Here is a 22,093-nt window from a genome sequence, read left to right as displayed (position 1 = left end):
TACGAACCTAGGGAGGCGCGGGAGCCAATCCAAATAAGAGACCGAGTGATCAGAGATAACGGCGCAGGTGACCCACAGGGCAGTGATGCCCCCCCGCGCGCTCCCTTATTTGAACCCGGGCACCGGCCGGTGTGAGTGTGCAGGACGGGGGCTGGTCCACGACCGGACGCCTCTGGCCTGTTACTTCAGCGAAGGGTGACACACCGTGAGCACTCCCACTTCCATGCGTGGACGCCGGCCGGAACCGCAGCAGGTGCCCGGCACCATCACCACTCAGATCAACTCCATCGGCATCCTCGGCTACGAGTCCGTCTCCGAGCAGGACTGCCTCACTCCGACCGAGATCTTCAAGGGCACCGCGATGGTGCTGAACGGTTCCATCGCTCCCTGGCAGCGCGAAGCCGCCCCCCGAGACCTCGATGTACGGCTGGTCTCCCTGGAGCCGGGCGTGATCAAGATGCAGATGGGCACCAACGTCGTCGCCGACGGCGTGCTGACCGAGGACGACCTGTTCGACATCCTCTACATCCCCGGCGGCGTCGGTTCCGGCGCGATCCTGTCCGATGAGCGGGTCCTGAAGGCGATCCGCCGGCACCACGAGGCCGGGAAGATCATCGCCGCGAACTGCTCCGGTGTCGGTGCGATCGTCCGCGCCGGCATCGTCAACGACGAGACCATCACCTCCGTCGCCGCGATCGGTCGAGGCATGCGTGAGGAAGGCTTCAACGTGCCGGAGAACCGGCGCATGTGGGTGGCCAACCCGTCCTCCCGCATCTGGACCTTCACCGGCTCCTACGGGATCAACGGCGGCACCGTCGCCCTGGTCGCCCACTACTTCGGCCGGGAGGTCGGCACCATCGTCGCGATGATGTTCGACACCTACGGCGGCATCGGCGACGCGATCTTCGAGGAGCAGGGCCCCGAGTTCTACCACCACCCCGAGTTGGAGACCTCCTTCCAGGACCTGTTCCAACCGATGCTGTTCCCGGCGAAGACCGACGACAGCCTCTGAGACCGGCAGGAGGCCACCCATGACCGGTCAGGTCACCCCCGTCGCACTGCGGGACGTCGACTGGATACGCGGAGCGCTTCAGACCGCTGTGGCGCTGGAGCACTCGACGATGCCGCTGTACTGCGCGGCCATGTACTCGCTGGAGGTGCAGAACTACCCCTCGTACAACACCATCCGCAGTGTGCTGATGGAGGAGATGGTCCACATGGCCATCGCCGCCAACATGGTCGCCGCCCTCGGCGGCAGCCCGCGTATCCGCACGCTGGCACCGAAGTACGCGACGCGGGGCCTGCCGGGCGGGGTGGCTCCCGACCTCCCGGTCATCCTCGCTCAGCTCTCCCCGCGCTCGCTGGAGAACTTCATGCGCCTGGAAGCCCCGGCGTTCATGCTCAACTCCCGGCAGCGCAGCGCGCCCTACCCGACCATCGGCGCCTTCTACGACGCCATCCGGGAGGCGATCGACGCGCACAAGGACGCGCTGCGCCGCGCGGTCGAGCGAGGGGGCCCGGCAAACCAGGTCGGCGGGAACCTCGGGTACCTCACCTTCGCACCGGAAGAAGGTGCCGACCCGGTGGAGCAATTCCACCGCGGTCTGGACATCATCACCGAACAGGGAGAGGGCGAAGGCGAGGGAACGGTCGAAGCCGGCGAGGATTTCCAGAAGGAAGGGTCCCACTACGCCCGCTTCGCCGAGCTGCGCTACGGCCGCCGCTACCTCCCGCCCGAGAGTGGAGTCACGATCTCGCGGGAGAACGAGCCGGACTTCTTCCAGGGCGAAGAGATCGTGTGGCCGGTGGTCATCAACACCCTCGCCGTCCCCTCCGACGGGTACGCCAAGCTCCTCGCGCTCGACCCCAATGCGTCCGAGGTCCGAAAGGAACTGGAAGGGTTCGACGACGCCTACACCCTGATGATGGACGCACTGGACCGGGCCTGGAACGGCCCTGTGGAGACCTGGTGGCCCTCCCTTGGCGCCGCGGTGACGCAGATGGACCAGATGCGCGTACGGTCCTGCTTCAACATCATGCGCCATCAAGTCCCGGAGACCGCTGTGCAGGCGCTCGAGCGCCTGTACCCGGCAGAGTTCAAAGCCCTGGGCCGGTACACCGATCTGAATCAGCCAGTCTTCTACGGGCCGCGCTTCATCAATACGAACGGCGTCTGACACCCACTACGGTCGACCGTTGGACCCAATGATCGATCATCGGGCCCAATGGCGCCTCGCGAAACGAGGGTTGGGCTTCACAACACCAAGGGGGAGTGTCACAACCGTGACATCACACGCAAGCAATCGCCTTCCGCTCGGGGCCCTGCTCGCGCTCGCGACCGCAGGGTTCCTCACCATGCTCACCGAAACCGTCCCCGCCGGCCTGCTCCCGCACCTCAGCGACGGACTGACCGTCTCCGAAGCGCAGGCCGGGCAGCTCCTGACGGTGTACGCCGCCGGTTCCGTCATCGCCGCCATACCCCTGACCGCGCTCACACGCGGGCTGCCCCGCAGGCCGGTTCTGGTGGCCACCGTCGCCGCCGTCGCCCTGGTCAACATACTCACCGCCGTCTCTTCCAGCTACGCCCTGACCATGACGGCCCGCGCCCTTGCCGGAATGGCCGCAGGCGTTCAGTGGGCCATGATCGCCGGATACGCCATGCGCCTGGTCGACGAACCGCTCAAGGGCCGTGCCCTCGCGGTGTCGATGGCGGGCGTCCCGACTGCTCTCGCTCTCGGCGTGCCGCTCGGCACCTGGGCCGGTGACCTCGTCGGGTGGCGCTACACCTTCGCCGCCATCGGCGGCCTCGCCCTGATCGTCGCGCTCTGGATCCAGGCCACCGTCACTCCCTTCCCCGGCGAGCCGGCGACGAGCCGCCTTCCGGTGCGGCGGGTGTTCCTGCTTCCGGGGCTGGCGGCGATCCTCATCGCCGCGCTGCTGTTCGAGGTCGGCCACATGAACCTCTACACCTACATCGCCCCCTACCTGAAGCGGGCGGGGCTCGGTGGAAGCGTCGACGTCGTCCTGCTCGCCTTCGGCGTAGCAGCGATGGCCGGACTGTTCACCGCCGGAGCGTTCATCGACAGGAATCTCCGCGCCGTCGTCGTCGGCACTCTTGGCCTGTTCACCGCCTGCATGGCCGTCTTCGCCGTCGCCGGCACCAACGGGTGGATCGTCGTCGTCACCACCGCGGCCTGGGGCTTCGCGCTGGGGCTTGCGCCGACGATGTTCCAGGCGGCCTCCGCCAAGGCGGCCGGGTCGGAGGCCGAGGTGGCCCAGGCCATGATCGTGACCGTCCTGAACGCGGGCATGGCCCTCGGTTCCCTGACCGGCGGCCTCAGCCTCGGCCTGTCCGGGGTGCCCGCGCTGCCATGGGTGTCCTTCGCCGTGTTCGCCCTCGCGCTCGTCCTCGCGATCGGTGCGCGCCGGAACGCCTTCCCGGCGCCCGGCACCACGCCGGCTGCCGAGCCTGTCCGGGAGAGCTTGTGACCGGCCTGTATCACGTGTGCTTCACCGTTCCGGATCTGGAAGCCGCGATGCGCGACCTCACCACCGCGGCGGCGGTCGGCTGGCAGAAACCGGTGAAAGCCCGCATCGGCGAGTGGGAGTACCGGATCGTCTTCACCACAGGCGGCGCCCCGTTCATCGAGCTGATCGAAGCGGCCCCCGGCGGGCCGTGGGGAGACACCAGCGAACCCGGCTTTCACCACATCGGATTCTGGACTTCGAACATCGAGGCCGGGACCGAACGGCTGACCGCCAACGGTATGCCGGAGGAGTTCTCCGGCTGCCCCTACGGCCGCCCGTTCGCCTACCACCGGGTTCCGGGGATCGGAGCCAATCTCGAACTGGTCGAGATCACACGTCAGCCCTCATTCATCGATGCATGGAACCCCGGCGGGGACCCGATGCCCGCCATCAACGAGGAGGCATATCCGTGGAACGCGTCACGCTGATCACCGGCGGCTCGACCGGCATCGGCGCCGCCACGGCCCGAGCGCTGCTCAAGCAGGGCCACCGCGTCGTCATCACCGCCCGCGATGCCGACCGCCTCGCGGCCTTCGCCGCGTCCACCGGAGACCGGGACCGGCTCATGACCGTCCCCGGCGACACCAGCGACGACAGCCACATCACCTCTGTCGTACGGCAGACCGTGCAGTCCTGGGGCCGTTTGGACAACGTCATCGCCAACGCCGGGTTCTCCCTCCCCGGCACCCTGGAAGACCACCTCCCGGACGCCATGCGTGCCATGGTCCTCACCAACGTCCTGGGCCCGGCGCTGCTCGTGCGGGCGACGCTGCCGCACCTGAAGGAGTCCCGGGGCCGCATCGTCATCGTCGGCTCGGTCGCCGGCGTGAAGAACACCGCCGGCAACCTGTACTCGGTGACCAAGTGGGCTGCTCACGCCCTGGCGGAGAACACCCGGCTGCTGGTCACCAAGGATGGTGTCGGCGTCACCCTCGTCGCCCCCGGGATGGTCGACACCCCGTTCTGGGACAACCGGGGCGGACTCCCCGAAGAGGCCCCGACCATGACCGCGGAGCAGATCTCCGACGCGATCCTGTTCGCGATCAACCAGCCCAAGGGCCTGGACATCAACCACGTCACCATGCGACCGGTGGGCCAGATCAACTAGGACCTGTCCGGCCGATCATCTCCGGAGCCAGGTGGTGAGGGCCGCGGTGGTGGCGGTGGTGAGGTGCACCCGGCCGCGCTCGTCGCGGCGGGTGCCCCCGGGCCCGGTGCTGCTCGATCCGGTTTCGCTCCCGTTCGACGGTGCCGCCTGGGCCGGCAGCCGCCCTAGGGTCTTTCGTTTGGATCAGGCTGGATCAGGGAGTGGCGTCCGGTGCCGTGCATCGCAAGAGGCCCTAGCCTCCGGGCACGGGCAGGGTCAGCGACCACGCCGAGGGGCGCAGTGTCCAGGTGCGGGTGCCCACCGGGCCCGTGAGCAGGGCGTCGGCGCGGTAGCGGAACGAGGCGCCCGAGACGGTGATCGCGGTCGCCTCCACCCGCACCGGCTCCGCCGCCCGGGGGCGGACGACGACCTCCGCGACCCCGCCGCGGGACAGCACCGTCACACCCTCGACCGGGTCGTCCAGGTCGCTCAGGAGCCGCCCGTCGGCCTCGACCCGCAGCCGGTGCGTCCGGGTCGCCGGGCGCATCCCGGGAACGGAAGGCGCCGGGCGGACCAGCGTCCGCACCAGCGACCGGCAGGTGCCCCACACCGACGGGGGCTCGACCACCGCCGGACCCGCGGGCCCCGCCGGGATCCGCAGCCCCCGCACCACCACGCCGTCGCTGTCGTCGACCAGCAGGTCCAGCCGCCGCGCCGCCCCGTCCAGCACCGCCCGCGCGGCGGCCACCGCGCCGAGCGGCACGCCCAGCGCCCCGGCCAGCTCCACCGCACCGCGCGGCCCCACCGGAACCAGCGACAGCGCCCCGTCGGCCAGCTCCCGCTCCCGGTGCAGCTGCGCCACCGCTCGCAGCAGCGCCCGGTCGTCACCGATGACCACCGGCCGCCGCGAACCCCGCCGCGAAAGGGCCCGGGCGAACTCCGCCGGGGTGTCCGGGAGGCACACCTTCACCCTGGCCCCGGCGCACAGGACGTCCTTCGCGATCCGTACGGATTCCCCGTCGTTCCGGCGCGCGACCGCGTCGATGACGACCAGCAGCTGGTCGGGAGCCGACACCTCGGTCCTTCCTCGGGTAGCATCTTTGTGCAAGAGCCCCTTGCGCTATTGCGCCAGGGGCTTCGTCTATTCCGGGGCACCCGGTCCGACGGCTCAGGTTGTGTCGTACACCGTCGTACGACGTCTGTACTCCCCGCGCCTTGGACATGCCCCGCCCGGAAGGGGTGTACGCCTGTGCCCGCACTTGTGCTGCTCGGTGCTCAGTGGGGTGACGAGGGCAAGGGAAAGGCCACCGACCTCCTCGGTGGATCCGTTGATTATGTGGTGCGCTACCAGGGCGGCAACAACGCCGGCCACACGGTTGTCGTAGGCGACCAGAAGTACGCGCTGCACCTTCTCCCTTCCGGAATCCTCTCGCCGGGGTGCACCCCGGTGATCGGAAACGGTGTCGTCGTCGACCCGGCGGTCCTGCTCTCCGAGCTGAGCGGGCTGAACGAGCGTGGCGTTGACACGTCGAAGCTGCTGCTCAGCGGTAACGCTCACCTGATCACTCCGTACAACGTCACCCTCGACAAGGTGACGGAACGGTTCCTCGGCAAGCGCAAGATCGGCACGACCGGGCGCGGCATCGGCCCGACGTACGCCGACAAGATCAACCGCGTGGGCATCCGCGTCCAGGACCTGTACGACGAGTCGATCCTGACGCAGAAGGTCGAGGCGGCGCTGGAGCAGAAGAACCAGCTCCTCGCCAAGGTCTTCAACCGCCGCGCCATCGAGCCGGGCCGGATCGTCGAGGAGATGCTCGGGTACGCGGAGCAGATCAAGCCCTTCGTCGCCGACACGACGCTGATCCTCAACAACGCCATCGACGAGGGCAAGGTCGTCCTCTTCGAGGGCGGCCAGGGCACCCTCCTGGACGTCGACCACGGCACGTACCCCTTCGTGACCTCCTCCAACCCGACCTCCGGCGGTGCCTGCACCGGCGCGGGCGTGGGTCCCACGAAGATCAGCCGGGTCATCGGCATCCTCAAGGCGTACACCACGCGTGTCGGCGCCGGCCCGTTCCCGACCGAGCTGTTCGACGAGGACGGCGAGGCGCTGCGCCGCATCGGCGGCGAGCGGGGCGTCACCACCGGCCGCGACCGCCGCTGCGGCTGGTTCGACGCGGTCATCGCCCGGTACGCCACCCGCGTCAACGGCCTGACCGACTTCTTCCTCACCAAGCTCGACGTGCTCACCGGCTGGGAGCAGATCCCGGTCTGTGTCGCGTACGAGATCGACGGCAAGCGCGTCGAGGAGCTGCCCTACTCGCAGACGGACTTCCACCACGCGAAGCCGGTCTACGAGTACCTGCCCGGCTGGTCCGAGGACATCAGCAAGGCGAAGACCTTCTCCGACCTGCCGAAGAACGCGCAGGCGTACGTGAAGGCGCTGGAGGAGATGTCGGGCGCCCCGATCTCCGCGATCGGTGTCGGCCCCGGCCGCACCGAGACGATCGAGATCAACTCGTTCCTGTAGATCCGGCAAGCCGCTGAACAGGGAGCCCGGTCAGTTCTCCTTGGAGAACTCGCCGGGCTCCCCGTCCGCGTCCATCCCGTACACCAGCAGCCGGTCCTTGCCGTCGACGCGCTGGATCCGCAGGTTCGCGGACGCGCCCGAGGCGGTGCACTCCCGGTCGGACGCGGCGGCGTCGACCGTGGCCGGGCCCAGCACGAGCAGGGCGCCGGCGCCGCCGAGGACGGCGGTCTCCTCGCAGTGGACCGTGCCGGACAGTGGCTCGCCGGTCTCCTCGTCGGTCTGCGGGTAGTCCTGCTCGAACCGGACCAGCGGCGCGCCGACCGGGCCCTGGGTGATGATCACCTCGTGGCTGTAGAGGTGCTGCTGGGGGTCGGACACGTCGGGGTGCGGGACGTCCTTCCAGTGCCCGAGGAACGCCTCCGGCACGACCGCCGGCCCGGACCGGGCCTTGCGGAAGGTGGCGGTCGCCGCGCCCGAGGACCACTCCAGCACGTCCGGGGAACGCACGGTGAGCGTCTGGTGGGCGGCCGGAGTGCAGCGCTTGGCGGGCACGCTCGTGGTCACGTCGCTCTCGCCGAACACGATCTTGTCTTCGTTCGCCGAGACGAGGCTCGACCGGCCCATGCACAGCCGCTCGCCGCCGACATGTACGTAGACACCCGCCTTGTCGCCCGGCGCGCCCTGGGTGATCTCGATCCGGGCGGTCTCGTACGGAGCGGTGTCGGTGCCTTTGAGCACGCCCTCCCAGGCACCGAGGAAGGCGGCGGGGACGGCGTTGCCGGGCTCGGGGTCCACGGTGTTCCCGGCCGTGCCGGACCGGTCCGACATGCGGTGGGTGACCGTGACCGCGACCGTCACCGCGGCGGCGACCGCCAGAGCGGCGGCCCCGATGAGGAGCGGGCGCCGGCTCCGGCGCGGCTCGCGGGGGACGGGTGTGGGGTCGCCGTCCTGGTCCAGGAGCCGGGCGGCGAGGCGGCCCAGCTGGGCGAGCAGCCCGGCGGGCAGCCACGGGTCGGTGGCCTCGACGTGCGTGGCCAGGTGGGCGGCGGTGGGGCGGGCGGCCGGGTCCTTGGCGAGGCAGCCGCGGACGAGCCCGTCCAGCTCGGCGGGGAGCCCGGCGAGGTCCGGCTCGTCGTGGGCGATGCGGAACATCATGGCGTGCACGCCGCTGTCGGCGGTGCCGAACGGGGCGCGGCCGGTCGCCGCGTACGCCAGGACCGAGCCGAGGCAGAAGATGTCCGACGCGGGGGTGAGCCGCTCGCCCCGCACCTGCTCGGGCGACATGAAACCGGGCGACCCGACGACCGCCCCCGTGCTGGTGAGCCCGCCGTCGGTGACGGTGTCGACCGCGCGGGCGATGCCGAAGTCGATGAGGCGGGGCCCGTCGACGGTGAGCAGGATGTTGGCGGGCTTCAGGTCCCGGTGGACCAGCCCGGCGGCGTGGATGTGCTCCAGGGCGCGGGCCAGCCCGACGGCCAGCGACCGCACGGACGCCGCCGGAAGCGGCCCGTACTCGTTCCCGACCACGGTGCGCAGGGACGGCCCGGCGACGTACCCGATGGCCACCCAGGGCGCCTCGGCGGCAGTGTCCGCACCGAGCACGGGCGCCGTGCCCACGCCCCCGACCTTCTCCAGCGCGGCGACCTCACGGGCGAAGCGGCGCCGGAACTCGTCCCGGGCGGCCAGCTCGGTGTGCACGACCTTGACCGCGACGGTGCGGCCACCGGCGGATCTGGCCAGGTACACGCGGCCCATACCGCCGGACCCCAGCCTGCCGAGCAGGCGGAAGGGACCGATCTGGACGGGGTCTTCACCACTCAGAGGCTCCACGTGAACTTCGCCCCTTCCTCGGCGAGCTCCCGGATCCCGGCGGTGCTGCCGTGGGCGTCGACCTGGACGGTCGCGCCGGGGCAGTCCTTCTGGTACTTGTCCGCCAGCTCGCGTACGACGGGTGCGAAGGCCGTCGAGCCGGTGACGGTCAGGGTGCCCCTGGCGCAGCCCATGGGCGGGGGCGAGTCGTCCCGTACGACGATGATGGCTGCGAGCGCGATGACGCAGGCGGTGAGGACGACGGTCACGGTGCAGGCGGCCCGGCTGAAGAGCGGGGGCTTCTCGTCGGGCGTCGCGGCCCGGTTGGGCCGTACCTTGCCGTCCCGGATGCCGCCGGTGACGGTGACCGGGCTGCCGACGCCGGCACCGGTCAGCAGGACGAGGAGCTTGAAGTGCTCACCGCGGTTGAGGGGGACGCGGGGGAGGTGGATGGTGCCGTCGCGGTGCTGGAGTCCCGCGGCGGCGGTGAAGTGCTCCATGAGGTGGTCGGCGCCGGGGGACTGGGTGACGGCGATGGCCCGCACGGTCCGGTCGGTGAACTCCACGGTGAGGCCGTGGGGCCCCCGCGCGGTGTAGTCGTCCCCGGCGATGGACTGGGCGCCGTCGTTCTCGACGCGGAGCAGGACGAGGGTGGCGTCGGACATGTCGGGGGTCTCGCTGAACAGCCCGAGCCGTACGGTGGCGCGGCCGCCGTTGCGGGCGTCGCTGCCGATGGGCGTGTCGAGCTGGAGGCGGTGACCGATCCTCTTGCGGCGCGGTACGCGGCGCTCGTACCAGAGCATGGCGGCCGAGACGAGGACGCCGAGCAGGGCCGTGGCGACGGCGATGACATTCTCGGGATTCAGCCACTCCACGCGCCTCACGGTAGGGACGTCGTGTCTCGAACACGCGTGTAGTGAGCGGGAGTTCGCCCAATGTTCAACCGTAACAAGCGCTGGTCCAGACCTTGACAGGTACAGACCATTCGCGCTTCCGTATGGCACATTCCCCCACGGAAGGGCCGGCTCCATGCTGCGACGCCTGTTGACCCTGTTCGCCACTCTCGTCACTCTCGCCACGGCCGTCGGTCTGGCCGTCGTCCTCCCCGCGTCCACCGCCTCGGCCGCCGAGTGCGCGGCGCCGTGGAGTTCCTCCACCGTCTACACGGGCGGCAAGACCGCCTCGTACAACGGCCGCAACTGGCTGGCGAAGTGGTGGACCCAGAACGAACGTCCCGGCTCGGCCGACGTCTGGTCCGACCAGGGTGCGTGCGGTGGCGGTGGCGGTACGCCGACTCCGTCCCCGTCCGGCTTCGTGGTGAGCGAGGCCCAGTTCAACCAGATGTTCCCGAACCGGAACTCCTTCTACACCTACAGCGGCCTGACCGCCGCGCTCAGCGCCTACCCCGCCTTCGCCAACACCGGCAGCGACACGGTGAAGAAGCAGGAGGCGGCCGCGTTCCTGGCCAATGTCAGCCATGAGACGGGCGGCCTGGTCCACATCGTGGAACAGAACACCGCCAACTACCCGCACTACTGCGACCGCAACCAGCCCTACGGCTGCCCGGCCGGCCAGGCCGCCTACTACGGCCGCGGCCCGATCCAGCTCAGCTGGAACTTCAACTACAAGGCGGCCGGCGACGCCCTCGGCATCGACCTCCTCAACAACCCCCACCGCGTCGAGCGCGAGGCGCCCATCGCCTGGAAGACCGGCCTCTGGTACTGGAACACCCAGAACGGCCCCGGCACCATGACCCCCCACAACGCCATGGTCAACGGCGCCGGCTTCGGCCAGACCATCCGCTCCATCAACGGCTCCCTGGAGTGCGACGGAAAGAACCCGGCGCAGGTCCAGAGCCGCATCAACAACTACCAGCGCTTCACCCAGATCCTGGGCGTCCCGGCCGGCTCGAACCTGAGCTGCTGAGACACCTCGTGCAGGGGGCGGCCACCGGCGGGTGGCCGCCCCTTTGCTGAACGCGTTCGAAGTTACTGACGTGGTGCGTGGGGCTCCTGTTACGATCCAGCGTCTTGCGGGGGAGGGCACGGCCGGGGGGCCGGGCGGGACCTGTCAGCGATGGCGAGCCGCCGCGCCGCCTCTCCCGCCTCTTCGGTTCCTGGGGAGGGATCCTTGCAACGTCATGCCCTGACGCGCTCCGGTGCGTCCGTCGTCCTCTCCGTCGCCCTGGCGGGCACCCTCGTGCCCCTGTTCCCGGGAGCGGCGTACGCGACGGACGGCCCGGCGGCCGAGGTCGTGGTGCCCGCGCCCGTCCGTTACCAGCCGCGTGCCGACAAGGTGCTCGAAGCGGGCGCCACCGGCTTCCTGCACCAGCGGGAAGGTGTCGCCGGCACCCTCTGGACGGACTACGCGACCGGCGCGACCACCCCGCTGACGGCCACCGGCAGCGGGTACGGGGGCATGCGCGCGGCGCTCGACCCCGAGACCCCGGGCGCGCCCCGGACGGTGAGCATCACCACGCTGGGCTCCACCGAGGTGCGGAAGGTGACGCTGCCGGAGGGCACGCACTGGACCCGGGGGTTCACCGCCGATTCGGTGCTGGTGTCACGGTCGGCGGCGGACGGCTCGCTCGCCTCGCTCGGTGTCGTACGGATGCGGGAGGGGAAGCCGGTCGAGCAGCCGGTCACCGGTGTACCCGGCGGCTTCGACCTGATGCACGGTGCCGCCTACGACCTGACGGTCAAGGGTGCGGTGGTGTTCCTGGCCACACCGGACCGCGCGGTCGAGAAGGAGTACCTCGTCGACTACGCCACTGCCGAACTGCGGGAGATGCCCGACCACGGGGACGTCGACCTCGAACAGTTCGGGGAGCGGCACCTGCTGGACCGCTACGGCGGCGACGCCGCGAACCAGGTTCGTACCGTGCCGCGTGACAACCCGATGGCGACGCCCGTCGTGACGCAGCTCCCCAAGCCGCCGAACGGATACCAGTACTACCGGGGCTCGGAGGCGGTGATCGGCGACTGGATCGTGTTCGGCTGGACCCCTGAGAGCGGGAAGACCGCCCTGCCCGGCGTACAGCTCCACGCCGTCCCCGTGGGCGGTGGCCAGACACGCTTCCTGCTGGCGCACTCCGCCGCGCGTCCGCAGGCCGCCCCCGACGGCAGCCTGCTCGTCACCGGGGGCACCGGCGCGACGGACTGGGCGGTGCGCCGGGTCGGTCTCGACGCGGACGGCGTGCCGGTGATCACCAAGGTCCAGGACGTCCCGACCGCGCCCACGACCGTGGACGGCCTCACCCTGGGCGCCGGGGCGCTGCACTACCGGGCCACGGCCGACGTGTCGTCCTCCTCGGGGCTGTACCGGCACCTCCTGTCCATCACCGGAACCCCCACGGCGGACAGGCGGGTCATGGTCCGGGGTCTGCCCACCCTGGTCGACGCCCTGGTTCCGCTCGGCAACGGCGAGGCGGCGCACCAGACGAACACCGACGTCATCGGGGGGCTCACAGGGGAGCACGCCGACGGGATGTACGGACGGCTGTCCGGCGGCTCCGGCCCATACGTCGTGTCGGGCACCGCCACCACCCAGTACGTGGGCGACCTCCAGCGGCAGTTCAGTACCCGCTCCTTCAGCGGCAGGGCCGCGTCCACGGTGTGGGGCACCACCGTCTGGCTGTCCGACCCCGCCAAGCCCTCCACCGTCTCCTGGTACGACGTGAAGACGAAGGCGACGTCGTCGGCCCTCGCGATCGGCTCCGGCTGCACCCCCGACCGGCTCCAGGCCGTGGGCCGCTGGATCCACTGGAGCTGTGCCAAGGGCGCCAAGGCGGGTGTCTGGGACCAGAAGACCCGGCTGAGTACCCCCGTGCCGTTCGGCGAGACGCAGCTCGGTGACGGGTTCGTGGTACGCAAGGACCGCGCGGCCGGGAAGCTCACGCTCACCGATTTCCACACGGGCGACCCGGCGGCCGTCAGGACGGCCGACTTCGCCTCCGTCCCGGCCGACGCCGACTGGTCCGTCGACAAGTTCGGCGGGCACGTGGCGTTCACGGACGCCGAGGAACGCATCCACATCAAACCGGTGACCGTGCCGCGCTCCCCGATCGCCGTCATCGAGGAGCGCCAGGACACCACGGTGCTGAACGTCGCGAACGGCGGGGACAGGGGCTGGCACGGCTCCTGGCAGCTGTCGCGGCCCGCCCTCCGCACCAGCATCGAGTTCAAGAACCCGGCCGGTACGACCGTGGCCGGCTGGAGTTCCGCCGACCGCTTCGGGGCGCAGACCTCGATGTCCTGGGACGGCAAGGATGCGGACGGCACCCCCGTACCCGCCGGCCACTACACCTGGACGCTCACCGCCGACCCCGGCGACGGCAGCGGCCCGCGCGCGGTGCGCACCGGGACCATCCAGGTCGCCGACGTGTACCTGCCGTTCCGGGACTACGACCGTGACGGCGTCGGCGAGCTGTTCGCCCGCAGCGGCGGCGCGCTGAGCGCCCACGAGCCGGTGAAGGGCACGTCGACGACGTCGACCGGATGGACCGGCGTCAGCGCCGTCGTCCCCTTCGGCGACCTGGACAACGACGGCTGCAACGACGTCCTCACCCGCACCACCACGGGTGAGCTGTACCGCCACAGCGCCAAGTGCGCCGGGGTCCCCCGCCCCACGAGCCCCAAGGCGAAGGTCGGCGCGGGCTTCAACGCCTTCGACGTGCTGCTCAACCCCGGCGACATGACCGGCGACGGCCGCTCCGACCTGCTGGCCCGCCAGCGCTCCACGGGCGACCTCTACCTGTACGCGGACAACCGGGCGGGTGGCATCAAGGCGGGCGTCAAGATCGCCGGGAAGTGGAACGGCCTCACCCTGATCGGCGCGGGCGACCTCGACGGGGACGGCCACGCCGACCTGCTCGCCCGCGACGCCGGTGGCGAACTGTGGCGCCACCGCAGCACGGGCACGGGTGCCTTCCACACCCGGGTCCTGGTCTTCAGCGACTGGGGAGCCGGCCGCGACGCCATCATCGGCGCGGGGGACATCGACGGGGACGGGAAGAACGACCTCGTCTCCCGCGACACCAACGGCAAGCTGCTGCGCAACAGCGGCAGGGGCAACGGCACGTTCGGCCCCACGGTCCAGATCGGCTCGGGTTGGGGCGCGCGCGGCACGCTGTACTGAGCCTCACCCGCAGGGGTGAATTCGGCATATGACAAAGGGGTGGCCACCGGCGGGTGGCCACCCCTTTTCGCGGCGAAGCCGCAGGTCGCGCCGGAGACCGGTTTTCAGGCCTTCGGTTTTCGAATGACCGTATGACTAAAGGTTGTTGATTGCGGGGTCCGCTTCGCGTGGCGCTACATTCGCGGCACACAAACGAAACGCCCCCGCGATGCGCCAACATCCGGGGGCTCGACACCAGGAGCCAGAACTCCCGATGCGTGTGTACCGTACCGCGCCCACGCGCGCCTTCACCATCTTCAGCAACGCCCTCCTGCGCGACGCCACCATCTCGTGGTGCGCGGTGGGGCTCCTCACCTATCTCGTCAGCCTTCCCAACGGCGCCAAGGCGTCCATCCGCAAGCTGTCCGAGCAGCGCAAGGAAGGCCGTGACCGGATTGGCTCCGCTCTCCAGGAGCTGGAGGACGCCCGCTATCTGCGCCGGCTGACGCGCAGGGACGAAGGCGCCTCCTGTTCCCGCTGCGAGCCGACCCGATCGCCCGCCGTCGCGGGCTTCGTCTCGGCGGCCCAGCGCGGCAGTGCGACGGTCCGGCAGGTCCTGCGCCGCCGCTGCTGAAAGCTCCCGGCCACCGCTCCGTGGCCGGGCCAACCAGGAGAAGGGTTCGAAATGACCACGTTGCTTGACCCGCCCGAGACGGTATACCGCCGGTATACTGTCGTTATGGCCGACACCACCGTCAAGGTTGATCCTGCTGTCCGTGACCGTCTCATGGTGCTCGCGCGGGAGCGCGGCATGACGATGCGGGACCTGATCGCCGAGCTGGCCGGGGCGACGCCCACCAAGGAAGAACTCCGGAAGCGGTACGAGGAGACCAAGGCGTACTGCGAGACGCACTTCGGCGTCACGCTCACCAACCAGGACCACGACCGTGTGGAGCAGGTCTGGCAGGAGCTGGAGGCCGGGCGGCCTGTGGACAGCCTGTGAGCCGGTCCACTGCTGTCGTTTACGACGAGTCCGCACTGCTCGCACTGGGCTCCGGCAACGTCCTGGCGTCCCAGTTCATCGCGAACACCCAGCGCGGCCCCACCCGGCACGTGTACGTCCCCGCCATGTGCCTCACCGCCGCAGACGGCGTCCGTAAGGGCCTCGCCGAGCACGTGGGCGCGCTGCCCGCCGCCGAGATCGTGGAGCTTGACTTCGCGGGCGTCTGCGCCGTGGGCGCGCTCATGCGGGACGGGGTGGAGTGGCGGCTCGGCCACGCGATCCACCTGTCACGCCCGACGCCGGACTGGCCGGACGGCCGACCGGTGCTGACGGCGGAGCCGGAGCTGTACGCGGACATGCCGCTGGTACGGACGATCAGGCTGCCCGAACAGCGCTGACGAACGAATCGGTGCGGGGCCCGGAGCGCGTCCGGGTCCCGCGCCGCCTATGGGCGCGCCTCAAGGATGTCCTTGAGGTGCTGCTCGTTCTTCGGTATTTCCTTCTTCGCCTGCGGGCGGACGACGAGCGGCACGAGCACCTTGCCGATCCCGTGCGACTCGAAGTCCACGTCCAGTGTCACGCGCGACCGCTCGCCGTCGCCGATCGGCTCGACCGTCCCGTGCACATGGGCCCGGACGGGGCCGTCGATACCGTCGAACCGGAAGCTCCGTGGAGGGTCGTACTCGCGCATCTCCATGGTCATCGGCATCCGCCGACGACCCATCTGCCGGGTCACCCTGACCCGCGAGCCCACACCCACGAGGTCGTCTCCCACGGGACTGGCCGACAGGGCGCTCTCCTGCCATTCGGGCAGGTGGGAGGAGTCGGTCAGGTAGGAGAAGACGTCCTCGGGGCGACGGGAGATCTCGACGCTCTGCCTGATCGCGGACATGTCGCCCCCTTTCGGGTCATTTCTACGAATAACCCTACTCGGCCCAGTCGAGGAAGGTCCCCCAGGCAGCCGGGGCGAGGGCGAGGGCGGGGCCGTCGGGGTTCTTGGAGTCACGGACGTGGACGGTGTGGGGGCAGACGGCGACCTCGACGCACTCTCCGCCGCTGGAGCTGCTGTACGAGGACGTACGCCAGTCGAAGGCCACTTCGACGCACTCGCCGCCGCTGTCACTGCTGTAACTGGACTTGAACCACCGCAGGGTGCTGCTCATCTCTGCTCTCCTGCCAACCGTTCGATGAGGCCCAGCGATTCACGGGTGTCGAGGGCCTGGGCTCGGATCCTCGCATACCGCTGCCCGTACGTACTGACCTTCGCCCGGTCCTTGATCAACAGGCTTTCGTCCTGGGGTTCCAGGTACACGAGGTGGTCGTGTTCAGGGGTTTCCACCAGGGTCATGCCGCCCCTCGCACCAGCGTGCTCCCCGCTCAGCCCACACTCCAGCGGCAGCACCTGAACCGTCACGTTCCGCCTCCGCGCGCACTCCGCGAGGTGCAGCAACTGCCCCCGCATGACGTCCTCGTTCCCGATCGTCCGCCGCAGCACCGACTCCTCCAGGACCAGCTCGATCAGCGCCACCGGCTCCCGCTCGAACAGCTCCCTCCTGGCCATCCGCGCCTCGACCAGCTCCTCCACCCGCCGCTCCGGAAGCGGCGGATACCCACCGCCGATCAGCGCCCTCGTGTACTCCTCCGTCTGGAACAGTCCGTGCACCACCAGCGTCGCGTACAGCGACAGGCTCACCGCCTTCTGCTCCAGCAAGGCGTAGTTCTTGAACTGCTCCGGATACTTGTCCAGCCGCACATACAGCCGCGCCTGCTCGAAGAGGCCCAGCCCGTCGCCCAGCACCTTCTCCAGCTGCACCAGCATCGCGTCGCTCGCGGGCTGGGCGCAGGTTTCCATGGCGCTGACCGCCGCTCCCGTGAAGCCGATCTCCTTGCCGAGCTGGTCCTGTGTCCATCCCTTCCGGACGCGCATCTTGCGCGCCATGTCCGCCACGAGTCGCGTCGCCGGACCCGCCGTTTCCTTGTTCTCGGTTCGCGCCAAAGTGCGTCACCGCCTCGATTCAACCGGTCTCAACCGGTCACAACCCGACCCCGCCGAATTCGACTGCCGTCGGACGCCGTTAGCGCAGGTCAACGCGGTTCCGACGTGCTTCCGCAGCCGTGGAAAACGCTAGCCGTGGCGGTCCACGATGTCCCTGTGAATGCGCCAAGTTGCCACCCGAACATCGAATGGATTCCGGCATCGGGATTCCAACTCCGTAAAGCCGGCGTGCAATTCGACGCCGTACGCGTCGACGGGGACGACGGGCGCCGGGCCGCCGACCTCCTGGAGTACATGACCGGAGGCGAACCGGGGCCCGTCGTCATCGAGGCGAACGGGCGCCGGGGCGTGTACTTCCTCCTCCCGCCGGGCAGCACGGCGGGTCGTGCCTGGCCGCCCGGCGCGATGCCGTTCAACGCGTGCCACGGCACGGTGAGTTACGTACCGGTGCCCGCACTCGGTGGGCGTACCTGGCCGCTCGCGTGGCGGTGTCCACCGACCGCCGCCGACCGGTTCGTCCATCCGTACCTGCTGCGCAGCATCCTGGCGGCCGTCCACCGGGTGACCTCTACACCCGAGTCGCGATGACCACCGTGGCGTACAGGTCCTCACAGGTCACCACGCGCGGGACGAGCCCATCGGCGGCGGCGACGGCCGCGGCGGCGGCAGCCTGGCGCTCACTGGTCTCGAACAACAGGCTGCCGCCCGGTGCCAGCCAGGCCGGTGCCTCGGCGGTCACACGGCGCAGCACGTCCAGCCCGTCCGCGCCCCCGTCGAGCGCGACCCGGGCCTCGTGCACACGGGCCTCGGCGGGCAGCAGCTCCACTTCCCCGGTCGGGACGTAGGGGACGTTGGCGAGCAGGACGTCGACGCGGCCCCGCAACGCGGCCGGGAGCGGGTCGTACAGGTCGCCCTCGTACACCCGGCCCCCGGCGGCCGTGACGTTCCTCCGGGCGCACCGCACGGCCGCCGGGTCGATGTCGGCCGCGTGCAGTTCGGCGCCGTCCAGCGCCGAGACCAGGGCGGCGCCCAGCGCGCCCGAACCGCAGCACAGGTCGACGACCACGGCTCCGGGCGGGGCGAGGGACTCGGCTTGCGTGACGAGGAACTCGGTGCGGCGGCGCGGCACGAAGACGCCCTCGTCGACGGTGATGCGCAGGCCACGGAACTCGGCCCAGCCCACCACGTGTTCCAGCGGGTGCCCGGCGGCGCGGCGCTCGACCATGGCGTCGAGTTCACCGGGTGTGCGGGCGGTGGACAGCAGCAACTCCGCTTCGTCCTCGGCGAATACGCATCCGGCGGCGCGCAGCCTGGTGACGGTGACGGAGAGCGAAGGAGGAGCCGGTGTTGCGGACATGGAAAGCGGAAGCCTTTCGGGATGCCTGGGGGCGCTCCCGTGTGACTCGGTGACCCGTGTCCTACGAGCCGTGGGAGGGGAGAGCCCGGCCTGACGTGGCGTTGATGGGTCTCACCTCCTCGGTAGGTCTCCTGCTGGAGACGGCAACACTACCCGACGGGTGCCGGGCGGACGGGATATGGCCGTCCGTGCAGGCTGCTCCCGGCGGGTGCGGTGCGCCACCATCACCCGGGTTTCACGCCGGCGATGCCGGCTCCGAGGCCGTGACCGCGTCCAGCGCCTCCGACAGCCGCTCCAGTACCGCCGCCGTCTCGGCGAACGCCTCCTCGCCGAGCTCGGTGGCGAGGCGGGCCGCCAGGTCGGCGTGACCGGGCTCTATGCGGGCGATCGTCACCCGGCCGAGGTGGGTCGGGGCGAGGAGCTTGGCGCGCCGGTGGGCCGGGTTCGGCCGGTACTCGGCCAGGCCCTCGTGGACCAGCAGGTCCGCGATGCGCTGCACGCTCTGCCGGGTGATGCCCATGGCGCGGGCGATCCCGGAAACCGGCAGCGGTTCGGACAGCACGGCTCCGAGGACCTGCCACCACGCGGCGGTGAGCCCCGCCGGTCTGGCCAGCTTCTCCGAGACGGCGAGAAACTGGCCGTTCAGCCGGAACACGCCGAGCGCCGTGCGGCTGAGCAGGCCCTGCAACTCCCTTTCGACACGGGTCACGAGTTCAGTTCCTCGAAGGCGGCCGGGTCGGAGTCGTGGAACAGCCGGTACCACGCGTCCAGCTTCGCGCCCTCGAACGCGCCCAGCTTCCCCAGCACTTCGCGGGCGAACGCGACCGGCTCGGTGGGCCCCGCCGTGATGAGATCGCCGTCGGTGACCGCGTCCGTGTCGACGTAGTGCTCGCCGCCCTTGTAGCCGGTGGCCGCCAGGTAGGAGGAGACGGCGCTGGTGTGCGGCCGGTCGTCGAGCAGGCCCTCGCGGGCGAGCCCCGCGGTGGCCCCGCATATGGCGGCCACCGGCGTGCCCGCGTCCAGGAAGGCCCGGGCCTTGGCGGCGAACGGCGCCAGGTCGTCGCCCGTGTCCCACAGATCGGCGCCGGGGAGGATCAGCAGCGCGCTGTCCTCGGGCCGGAGGTCGGCCAGGGCGAGGTCGGGGGTGACGCGCAGCCCGCCGATGCTGCTCACCGGCTCGGTGGTGGGGCCGACCGTGCGGATGTCGTATCCGCTGCGCGCCAGCCAGGCGGTGGCGTGCCCGGTCTCCCAGTCGGCCAGCGTGTCGTAGACGGCGAGATGCACGGTCTTGCGGAGGTTGGTGCGGGATTCGCTGCCGGACATGGCGGCCTCCTGGTGGACGCGTCTTCGGGCGGTGCTTCGGGCGGTTCTACGGATTCCGTTCAGCCGTTCGATCGGATGACAGAATGCTGTCATGACGACAGGAGGCTGTCAATACCCCTTCTCCGCGTCCGACGCCCGACACCCTGCCGACCCCCGCGCCTTCCGGCATACAAGATGGCCATACCGGCATCCACCAGCACGTCCTTACCCTGGGCGGCATGACCCCTCATGCCGATCCCGCTGCTCTCGCCGATCCCGAGGCCGGCGCCGCCGTCAAGGCGGCCGACCGCGCGCACGTGTTCCACTCCTGGTCCGCCCAGGGGATGATCGACCCGCTCGCCGTCGCCGGCGCCGAGGGGGCGTACTTCTGGGACTACGACGGAAACCGCTACCTCGACTTCACCAGCGGCCTCGTCTACACCAACATCGGCTACCAGCACCCCAAGGTCGTCGCCGCGATCCAGGAGCAGGCCGCGAAGATGACCACCTTCGCGCCCGCCTTCGCCATCGACGTACGCTCCGAGGCCGCACGCCTCATCGCCGAGCGCACGCCGGGCGACCTCGACAAGATCTTCTTCACCAACGGCGGCGCCGAGGCCGTCGAGAACGCCGCCCGGATGGCCCGGCTGCACACGGGCCGCCCCAAGATCATGAGCGCCTACCGCTCGTACCACGGCGCCACCTCCACCGCGATCAACCTCACCGGCGATCCGCGTCGCTGGGCCTCCGACACCGCCTCCGCGGGCGTCGTGCGCTTCTGGGCGCCGTTCCTCTACCGCTCGCCCTTCTACGCCGAGACCGAGGCGCAGGAGTGCGAGCGGGCCCTGGCGCACCTGGAGGACACGATCGCCTTCGAGGGGCCGCAGTCCATCGCCGCGATCATCCTGGAGACCGTCCCCGGCACCGCCGGGATCATGACCCCGCCGCCCGGCTACCTCGCCGGCGTACGCGAGATCTGCGACCGGTACGGAATCGTCCTCGTCCTCGACGAGGTCATGGCCGGCTTCGGCCGCACCGGCGCATGGTTCGCCGCCGACCACTTCGGCGTCGTGCCCGACCTGCTGACCTTCGCCAAGGGCGTCAACTCCGGGTACGTCCCCCTCGGCGGCGTCGCCATCTCCGCGGAGATCGCCGCGACCTTCGACAAGCGCCCCTACCCCGGCGGCCTCACCTACTCCGGGCACCCGCTCGCCTGCGCCGCCGCCGTCGCCACCATCCGGGCCATGGAGGACGAGAAGGTCGTCGAGCAGGCCGCCCACCTCGGCGAGAACGTCCTCGGCCCGGGCCTCCGCGAGCTCGCCGAGCGCCACCCGTCCGTCGGCGAGGTGCGCGGGCTGGGCGCCTTCTGGGCGCTCGAGCTCGTCCGCAACAAGGAGACGCGCGAGCCGCTCGTCCCGTACAACGCGACCGGCGACGCGAACGCCCCCATGGCGGCCTTCGGCGCGGCCTGCAAGAAGCACGGCCTGTGGCCCTTCATCAACATGAACCGCACCCACGCCGTCCCCGCCTGCAACATCACCGAGGCCGAGGCCAAGGAGGGTCTCGCCGCCCTCGACGCGGCGCTCGCGGTGGCCGACGAGCACACCGTGTAACCACCTCCGTGCGCCCCCTCCGCCTGGCTTAAGGTGTCCGGAACCGGACGGAGGGGGCCAGAAGCCATGCCCGCGAGCGGAGCTGTGACCCGCAACACCCTGCGGCAGCAGGTGGCGGACGCGCTGCGTGACGAGGTCCTCGCGGGGCGTCTCCAGCCGGGGCAGGAGTTCACGGTCAAGCACATCGCCGAGCAGTACGGGGTGTCGGCGACGCCCGTACGCGAAGCGCTGGTCGACCTCACGGCACAGGGCCTGCTCGACTCCGACCAGCACAAGGGCTTCCGCGTCCACCAGTTCTCGGTCGAGGACTACCGGGGCATGGTCGAGGCCCGCGCGCTCATCGTGGACGGCATCTTCCGCCGCCTGTGCGACCGGGCCGGCGCCCTCCACGCGCACGGGGCGCCGCTGGTCTCGGTGCGGCGGCGGGCCGAGGAGGCGGCACGGGCGGCGCGCGCCGGTGACCTGGACATCCTGATCGGCTACGACCTCAGGTTCTGGCGCGAGCTCAGCGGCTTCGTCGCCAACCGCTACATCGCCGACTTCCTGCACCGGCTGCGCGTCCAGGCCTGGGTGTTCGCCGTGCCGCACCTGCGCGCCGCCCGCGACCCCGGCGCATGGCTCTGGAACGGCCACGAGGAGCTCGTCGACGCGGTCACGCTCGGGGACCCCGACGCCGTGATGGCGTCCATCGACGCGTACAACGCGCACTCGATGCGCTGGGCCGACCATCTGGACGGGCTGCGCTGACGG

Annotated in this window: 22 protein-coding genes and 1 pseudogene; 14 read left to right on the top strand and 9 right to left on the bottom strand. The window is 70.6% G+C overall.

Annotation, left to right across the window (positions count from 1 at the left end):
* Nucleotides 1-205 precede the first annotated feature (205 nt).
* The 5 genes from ABT360_RS17255 (at nucleotide 206) to ABT360_RS17235 (ending at nucleotide 4,636) form a co-directional block, all read left to right on the top strand.
* The gene (locus ABT360_RS17255; protein ID WP_351816363.1) at nucleotides 206-1,012 is read left to right on the top strand and encodes a DJ-1/PfpI family protein; all 807 of its coding nucleotides are present in this window, start codon (nucleotides 206-208) and stop codon (nucleotides 1,010-1,012) included.
* Between the two features lie 19 nt (nucleotides 1,013-1,031).
* On the top strand, nucleotides 1,032-2,177 hold the full coding sequence (locus ABT360_RS17250) for a ferritin-like domain-containing protein (protein WP_351816360.1): 1,146 nt from the start codon (nucleotides 1,032-1,034) through the stop codon (nucleotides 2,175-2,177).
* Between the two features lie 106 nt (nucleotides 2,178-2,283).
* Complete coding sequence (locus ABT360_RS17245) at nucleotides 2,284-3,489, top strand: MFS transporter (protein WP_351816357.1); 1,206 nt, start codon at nucleotides 2,284-2,286, stop codon at nucleotides 3,487-3,489.
* On the top strand, nucleotides 3,486-3,956 hold the full coding sequence (locus ABT360_RS17240) for a VOC family protein (protein WP_351816354.1): 471 nt from the start codon (nucleotides 3,486-3,488) through the stop codon (nucleotides 3,954-3,956). The genes ABT360_RS17245 and ABT360_RS17240 overlap by 4 nt, the downstream gene beginning before the upstream one ends.
* Nucleotides 3,932-4,636 (top strand): SDR family oxidoreductase, encoded by a 705-nt coding sequence (locus ABT360_RS17235; protein ID WP_351816378.1) that lies wholly within the window; start codon nucleotides 3,932-3,934, stop codon nucleotides 4,634-4,636. Before ABT360_RS17240 ends, ABT360_RS17235 begins: the two co-directional genes overlap by 25 nt.
* A 232-nt stretch (nucleotides 4,637-4,868) precedes the next feature.
* On the opposite strand, the gene ABT360_RS17230 is transcribed toward ABT360_RS17235, so the two are convergent.
* Nucleotides 4,869-5,690, bottom strand: a complete 822-nt coding sequence (locus ABT360_RS17230; protein WP_351816351.1) for a diacylglycerol kinase — start codon at nucleotides 5,688-5,690, stop codon at nucleotides 4,869-4,871.
* Nucleotides 5,691-5,864: 174 nt separating this feature from the next.
* Between ABT360_RS17230 and ABT360_RS17225 the strand changes: the two genes are divergently transcribed.
* On the top strand, nucleotides 5,865-7,148 hold the full coding sequence (locus ABT360_RS17225) for an adenylosuccinate synthase (protein ID WP_351816348.1): 1,284 nt from the start codon (nucleotides 5,865-5,867) through the stop codon (nucleotides 7,146-7,148).
* A gap of 30 nt (nucleotides 7,149-7,178) precedes the next feature.
* On the opposite strand, the gene ABT360_RS17220 is transcribed toward ABT360_RS17225, so the two are convergent.
* Nucleotides 7,179-8,978, bottom strand: coding sequence for a serine/threonine-protein kinase (locus tag ABT360_RS17220; RefSeq protein WP_351816345.1), 1,800 nt, complete (start codon nucleotides 8,976-8,978; stop codon nucleotides 7,179-7,181).
* A 5-nt stretch (nucleotides 8,979-8,983) separates the two neighbouring features.
* Nucleotides 8,984-9,832 (bottom strand): annotated as a pseudogene (locus ABT360_RS17215) (substrate-binding domain-containing protein); the annotation flags it as partial.
* Between the two features lie 154 nt (nucleotides 9,833-9,986).
* On the opposite strand from ABT360_RS17215, the gene ABT360_RS17210 reads away from it, so the two are divergent.
* From ABT360_RS17210 to ABT360_RS17190, 5 genes are all read left to right on the top strand, one after another.
* Nucleotides 9,987-10,883, top strand: coding sequence for a glycoside hydrolase family 19 protein (locus ABT360_RS17210; protein ID WP_351816343.1), 897 nt, complete (start codon nucleotides 9,987-9,989; stop codon nucleotides 10,881-10,883).
* A gap of 204 nt (nucleotides 10,884-11,087) precedes the next feature.
* A complete protein-coding gene (locus ABT360_RS17205) occupies nucleotides 11,088-14,093 on the top strand; it encodes an FG-GAP-like repeat-containing protein (protein WP_351816340.1) in 3,006 nt (1,001 codons plus the stop codon).
* Nucleotides 14,094-14,346: 253 nt separating this feature from the next.
* Nucleotides 14,347-14,706, top strand: a complete 360-nt coding sequence (locus tag ABT360_RS17200) for a hypothetical protein (protein WP_351816337.1) — start codon at nucleotides 14,347-14,349, stop codon at nucleotides 14,704-14,706.
* Between the two features lie 105 nt (nucleotides 14,707-14,811).
* Nucleotides 14,812-15,075 carry a hypothetical protein gene (locus tag ABT360_RS17195; protein WP_351816334.1) on the top strand — a complete coding sequence of 88 codons (264 nt, stop codon included), beginning with the start codon at nucleotides 14,812-14,814 and terminating at the stop codon, nucleotides 15,073-15,075.
* On the top strand, nucleotides 15,072-15,473 hold the full coding sequence (locus ABT360_RS17190) for a hypothetical protein (protein WP_351816331.1): 402 nt from the start codon (nucleotides 15,072-15,074) through the stop codon (nucleotides 15,471-15,473). The genes ABT360_RS17195 and ABT360_RS17190 overlap by 4 nt, the downstream gene beginning before the upstream one ends.
* A 47-nt stretch (nucleotides 15,474-15,520) precedes the next feature.
* On the opposite strand, the gene ABT360_RS17185 is transcribed toward ABT360_RS17190, so the two are convergent.
* The 3 genes from ABT360_RS17185 to ABT360_RS17175 are packed head-to-tail and all read right to left on the bottom strand — an operon-like array spanning nucleotide 15,521 to nucleotide 17,071.
* Nucleotides 15,521-15,967 (bottom strand): SRPBCC family protein, encoded by a 447-nt coding sequence (locus ABT360_RS17185; RefSeq protein WP_351816328.1) that lies wholly within the window; start codon nucleotides 15,965-15,967, stop codon nucleotides 15,521-15,523.
* Nucleotides 15,968-16,001: 34 nt separating this feature from the next.
* Entirely contained in the window at nucleotides 16,002-16,238 is a 237-nt protein-coding gene (locus tag ABT360_RS17180) for a DUF397 domain-containing protein (protein WP_351816325.1), read from the bottom strand.
* Entirely contained in the window at nucleotides 16,235-17,071 is an 837-nt protein-coding gene (locus ABT360_RS17175) for a helix-turn-helix domain-containing protein (RefSeq protein ID WP_351816322.1), read from the bottom strand. The genes ABT360_RS17180 and ABT360_RS17175 overlap by 4 nt, the downstream gene beginning before the upstream one ends.
* A gap of 156 nt (nucleotides 17,072-17,227) precedes the next feature.
* On the opposite strand from ABT360_RS17175, the gene ABT360_RS17170 reads away from it, so the two are divergent.
* Nucleotides 17,228-17,659 carry a hypothetical protein gene (locus ABT360_RS17170; protein ID WP_444852260.1) on the top strand — a complete coding sequence of 144 codons (432 nt, stop codon included), beginning with the start codon at nucleotides 17,228-17,230 and terminating at the stop codon, nucleotides 17,657-17,659.
* On the opposite strand, the gene ABT360_RS17165 is transcribed toward ABT360_RS17170, so the two are convergent.
* The 3 genes from ABT360_RS17165 to ABT360_RS17155 form a co-directional block, all read right to left on the bottom strand.
* On the bottom strand, nucleotides 17,640-18,428 hold the full coding sequence (locus ABT360_RS17165; RefSeq protein ID WP_351816316.1) for a putative protein N(5)-glutamine methyltransferase: 789 nt from the start codon (nucleotides 18,426-18,428) through the stop codon (nucleotides 17,640-17,642). The two genes, ABT360_RS17170 and ABT360_RS17165, sit on opposite strands and share 20 nt — an antisense overlap.
* Before the next feature lie 235 nt (nucleotides 18,429-18,663).
* Nucleotides 18,664-19,137: a MarR family winged helix-turn-helix transcriptional regulator gene (locus ABT360_RS17160; RefSeq protein WP_351816313.1), complete on the bottom strand. Its 474-nt coding sequence runs from the start codon at nucleotides 19,135-19,137 to the stop codon at nucleotides 18,664-18,666.
* Nucleotides 19,134-19,751 (bottom strand): type 1 glutamine amidotransferase family protein, encoded by a 618-nt coding sequence (locus ABT360_RS17155; protein ID WP_351816310.1) that lies wholly within the window; start codon nucleotides 19,749-19,751, stop codon nucleotides 19,134-19,136. The genes ABT360_RS17160 and ABT360_RS17155 overlap by 4 nt, the downstream gene beginning before the upstream one ends.
* 218 nt (nucleotides 19,752-19,969) lie before the next feature.
* Here ABT360_RS17155 and ABT360_RS17150 point away from each other — a divergent pair, with 218 nt between their 5' ends.
* A complete protein-coding gene (locus ABT360_RS17150) occupies nucleotides 19,970-21,343 on the top strand; it encodes an aspartate aminotransferase family protein (RefSeq protein WP_351816307.1) in 1,374 nt (457 codons plus the stop codon).
* A gap of 66 nt (nucleotides 21,344-21,409) precedes the next feature.
* Entirely contained in the window at nucleotides 21,410-22,090 is a 681-nt protein-coding gene (locus ABT360_RS17145) for a GntR family transcriptional regulator (protein ID WP_351816304.1), read from the top strand.
* The last annotated feature ends 3 nt before the right edge of the window (nucleotides 22,091-22,093 follow it).

It is taken from the genome of Streptomyces sp. NPDC000229 (assembly GCF_040300825.1).
Classification (GTDB): Bacteria; Actinomycetota; Actinomycetes; order Streptomycetales; family Streptomycetaceae; genus Streptomyces.
The sequence above is the reverse complement of the archived record's forward strand: the minus strand, read 5'-3'. Positions and strand labels throughout refer to the sequence as shown.